The organism is Actinomadura sp. KC06, from assembly GCF_004348735.1.
Lineage (GTDB): Bacteria > Actinomycetota > Actinomycetes > Streptosporangiales > Streptosporangiaceae > Spirillospora.
The window spans coordinates 1-4,202 of sequence record NZ_SMKT01000318.1; the positions used below are offsets into that span (position 1 = coordinate 1).

General features: G+C 76.0%; 1 protein-coding gene. It reads left to right on the forward strand.

The window, feature by feature from the left end:
- On the forward strand, positions 1-4,202 hold a 4,202-nt coding region (locus E1287_RS42290; protein WP_131971622.1), incomplete at both ends, for a type I polyketide synthase.

The following is a 4,202-nucleotide window of genomic DNA, read 5'->3' on the forward strand; positions in this document are numbered from 1 at the left end:
CCTCGGACACTCCCTCGGCGAACTCACCGCCGCCCACCTCGCCGGAACCCTCACCCTCACCGACGCCGCCACCCTCATCACCACCCGCGCCCGCCTCATGCAACAGACCCGCCCCGGCGGCGCGATGCTGGCCGTCGAGGCGGCGGAGCAGGACGTCCTGCCGCTCCTCGACGAAGGGACGTCGATCGCGGCGGTCAACGGCCCGCGCGCCACCGTCGTCTCCGGCGACGCCGAAGGCGTCGAGCGGATCGGACGGGAGCTCGCGGAACGGGGCGTCAGGACCCGGCCGCTGCGCGTCGGCCGCGCCTTCCACTCCCCCCACATGGACGCGATCCTCGACGAGTTCCGCGAGGCCGCCGAGAGCGTCGCGTTCCGGGAGCCGGACATCCCGATCGTGTCCAACCTGACCGGCGACCTCGCGGGCCCGGAGATCGCGACCCCCGGCTACTGGGTGCGGCACGTGCGCGAGGCCGTCCGGTTCGCCGCGGGGCTCGGCGCCCTCCGCGACGAGGGCGTCACCGCCTACCTCGAACTCGGACCGGACGCGGTGCTGACGGCGCTCGCCCAGTCCGCCCTGCCCGGCGCCACCGCCGTCGCGGTGATGCGGCGCGGACGGCCCGAACCCCGCACGCTGACCGGCGCGCTGACGAGCCTGCACCTCGCGGGCGTCCCGATCGACTGGGCGCCTCTCTTCCCGTCCACGGCCCGCCCGGTGGAAGTGCCGACGTACCCGTTCGAGCGGCGGCGCTACTGGCTCGCCGCCCCGGTCGGCGCCGCCTCCGGCGATCATCCACTGCTCGGCCCGGCCGTGTCCCTGGCGGACGGCCGCACGGTCCTCACCGGACGGATCTCCTCGCGCACTCACTCCTGGCTCGCCGACCACACCATCGCGGGCGCCGTCCTGCTCCCCGGCACGGCGATCGTCGAGCTGGCGCTCGAAGCGGGACGGCTCCTCGGCTGCGACCGGATCGACGAGCTCGTCCTGCGGGCGCCGCTGCCCGTCCCCGACCGTGCCGGGGCCGACGTGCAGCTCATGGTCACCGAGACGGCGTCCGGACGGCACGAGTTCAGCGTCCACTCGCGGCCAGCGGCCGGGGACGGCGACGCCCCGCCGTGGACCCTCCACGCCACCGGCACCCTGAGCCGGGCCGCCGCGGACGACGCGCTGGCCGGGCTCGGGTCTTGGCCGCCTGCGGACGCCGAGCACGTCGACCCGGACGGCGTCTACGAGCGCCTCGATGTCCGCGGCTTCGACTACGGGCCCGCTTTCCGCTGCCTGTCCTCGGCATGGCGGCAGGGTGACGACGTTTTCGCCGACGTGGCGCTTCCGGACGGGCCGCACGCCGATGCGGGCCGGTTCAACGTCCACCCGGCGCTGTTCGACGGCGTCCTGCACGCGGTCCTGGACGCGGACGGGACGGACTCGCTCCGCCTGCCGTTCTCCTGGTCGGGCGTCCGCCTGCACGGCACGGGCGACCGTCCGGAAGCGGAGAGGCGGCCTGCCCGGGCGCGGGTCACCCGCACCGGGGCGGACACGGTGTCGGTGACGGTGACCGACGCCGCGGGCAGGCCGGTGATCTCCGTCGCCGAGCTGGCGCTGCTCCCGGCCTCCGCGGAACGGCTGGCGGCGGCCGGCGGCGCCGCCCGCGACTCGCTGTTCGAGGTGACGTGGACGGCGATCGACGCCGACCTGGGCTGCGCGCTCGACGAGGCGGACGCCCCCGTCACCGAGGCGCATCCCGACCTGGATTCCCTGCGCGCCGCTCTCGCGGAAGGCGGCACGGTCCCCGCCACCGTCGTCATGACACTGCCGCCCGGCGACACCTCCGACACCGATCCGGCGGGGGCGGCCCGCGACGCCGCGCACTGGGCGCTCGGCCTGGCGCAGGACTGGCTCGGCGACGACCGCTTCGCCGCGTCACGGCTGGTCGTCGTCACGCACGGCGCGGCCGGACCGCACGACGAAGAGCACAGTGACCCGGCGGGCGCCGCCGCGTGGGGGCTGCTGCGGTCGGCGCAGACCGAGCACCCGGACCGGATCGTCCTCGTGGACGTCGACGGCGATCCCGCCTCGTACCGCGCGCTCGCGGCGGCCGCGTCCCAGGACGAGCCGCAGCTCGCGCTGCGCGCCGGACGGGCGCACGTCCCCCGCCTGGCCAGGGCGGCGGCGCCCGGCGACGGGGCCCCGGCACTGGACCCGGACGGGACCGTCCTCATCACCGGCGGGACCGGCGGCCTCGGCGGCCTCGTGGCCCGCCACCTCGTCGCCCGGCACGGCGTCCGCAGGCTGCTGCTGGCGAGCCGCCGCGGCCGGGACGCGGACGGCGCCGCGGACCTGGCGGCCGAACTGGCGGAGCGGGGCGCCGAGGTGACGATCGCCGCGTGCGACGCCGCCGACCCCGGCGCGCTCGCCGACCTGCTCGCCGCCGTGCCCGCCGCGCACCCGCTCACCGCAGTCGTGCACGCCGCGGGGGTCCTCGACGACGGCGTGATCGAGACCCTCACCGGCGACCGGCTCGACACAGTGCTGCACCCGAAGACGGACGCGGCCTGGGCCCTGCACCGGCTCACCCGCGACCTGGACCTGGCCGCGTTCGTCCTGTTCTCGTCCATCGCCGGGACGATCGGCAGCCCTGGGCAGGCGAACTACGCCGCCGCCAACGCGTCCCTCGACGCCCTGGCCCTGCACCGCCGCGCGCTCGGCCTGCCCGCCGTCTCCATCGCGTGGGGCCTGTGGTCCGGCGGGATGGGGGCCGAGCTGGCCGAGTCCGAGAAGGCGCGCTGGACGCGCGGCGGCATCGTCCCGCTGCCCGCCGAGGACGGCTTGGCGCTCCTCGACGCGGCCCTCGGCGCGGACCGCGCGAGCGTCGTCGCCGCACGCCTCGACCTGGCCGCGCTCGGCCGTGCGGGCGATCCAGCGCCGCTGTTCCGCGGCCTCGTGCGGGCGCCCGCGCGGCGCCGTCCGTCCGCCGCCGGGTCCGGTTCGCCGGTCCTCGGCATGGACGGGCTCTCCGCGGCGGAGCGGCGCGCCCGGATCCTGGACCTCGTCCGGACGAGCACGGCGGCGGTCCTCGGGCACGACGACGCCGGCGCCATCGACACCGATCGCGCGTTCAAGGAGCTGGGCTTCGACTCCCTCGCCGCCGTCGAGCTGCGCAACAGCCTGAACAACGCCACCGGGCTGCGGCTGCCGACCACGCTCCTGTTCGACCATCCGCGGCCCGCCGTCCTCGCGGACCACCTGCACGACGAGCTGTTCGGCGCGGCGGAGACGCCCGCCGCGTCCCCGGCGCCCGCGCCCTCCACCGCCGGGAAGCCGCGCGATGACGACCCGATCGTGATCGTCGGTATGGGCTGCCGCTATCCCGGCGGCGTCACCAGCCCCGACGAGCTGTGGCGCCTGGTCGCCGACGGCGTGGACGCGATCACCGAGTTCCCGGACGACCGCGGCTGGAACGTCGACGAGCTGTACGACCCGGACCCGGACCACATCGGCACGTCGTACTCCCGCGAAGGCGGGTTCCTGCACGACGCCGCCGACTTCGACCCCGCGTTCTTCGGCATCAGCCCCCGCGAGGCCCTGGCCATCGACCCGCAGCAGCGCATCCTGCTGGAGGTCGCCTGGGAGACGCTCGAACGGGCCGGGATCGCGCCCGGAACGCTGCACGGCAGCCGCACCGGCGTCTTCACCGGCGTCATGTACGACGACTACGGCTCCCGGCTCAACCCCGCGCCCGGCGAGTTCGAGGGCTATGTCGGCAGCGGCAGCATGGCGAGCGTCGCGTCCGGACGCGTCGCGTACACCTTCGGCTTCGAGGGCCCGGCGGTGACGGTCGACACGGCGTGCTCGTCCTCGCTCGTCGCGGTCCATCTGGCGGCGCAGGCGCTGCGGAACGGCGAGTGCGCCCTCGCCCTCGCGGGCGGCGTCACCGTGATGGCGACCCCCTCGACCTTCGTGGAGTTCAGCCGCCAACGCGCCCTGGCGCCGGACGGGCGCTGCAAGCCGTTCTCGGCTCGTGCCGACGGCACCGCCTGGAGCGAAGGAGCCGGACTCCTGCTCCTAGAACGCCTCTCCGACGCCGAGCGCAACGGTCACCCCGTGCTGGCCGTCATCCGGGGCAGCGCGGTCAATCAGGACGGTGCCTCCAACGGACTCACCGCACCCAACGGGCCCGCCCAGCAACGCGTCATCCACCAAGCCC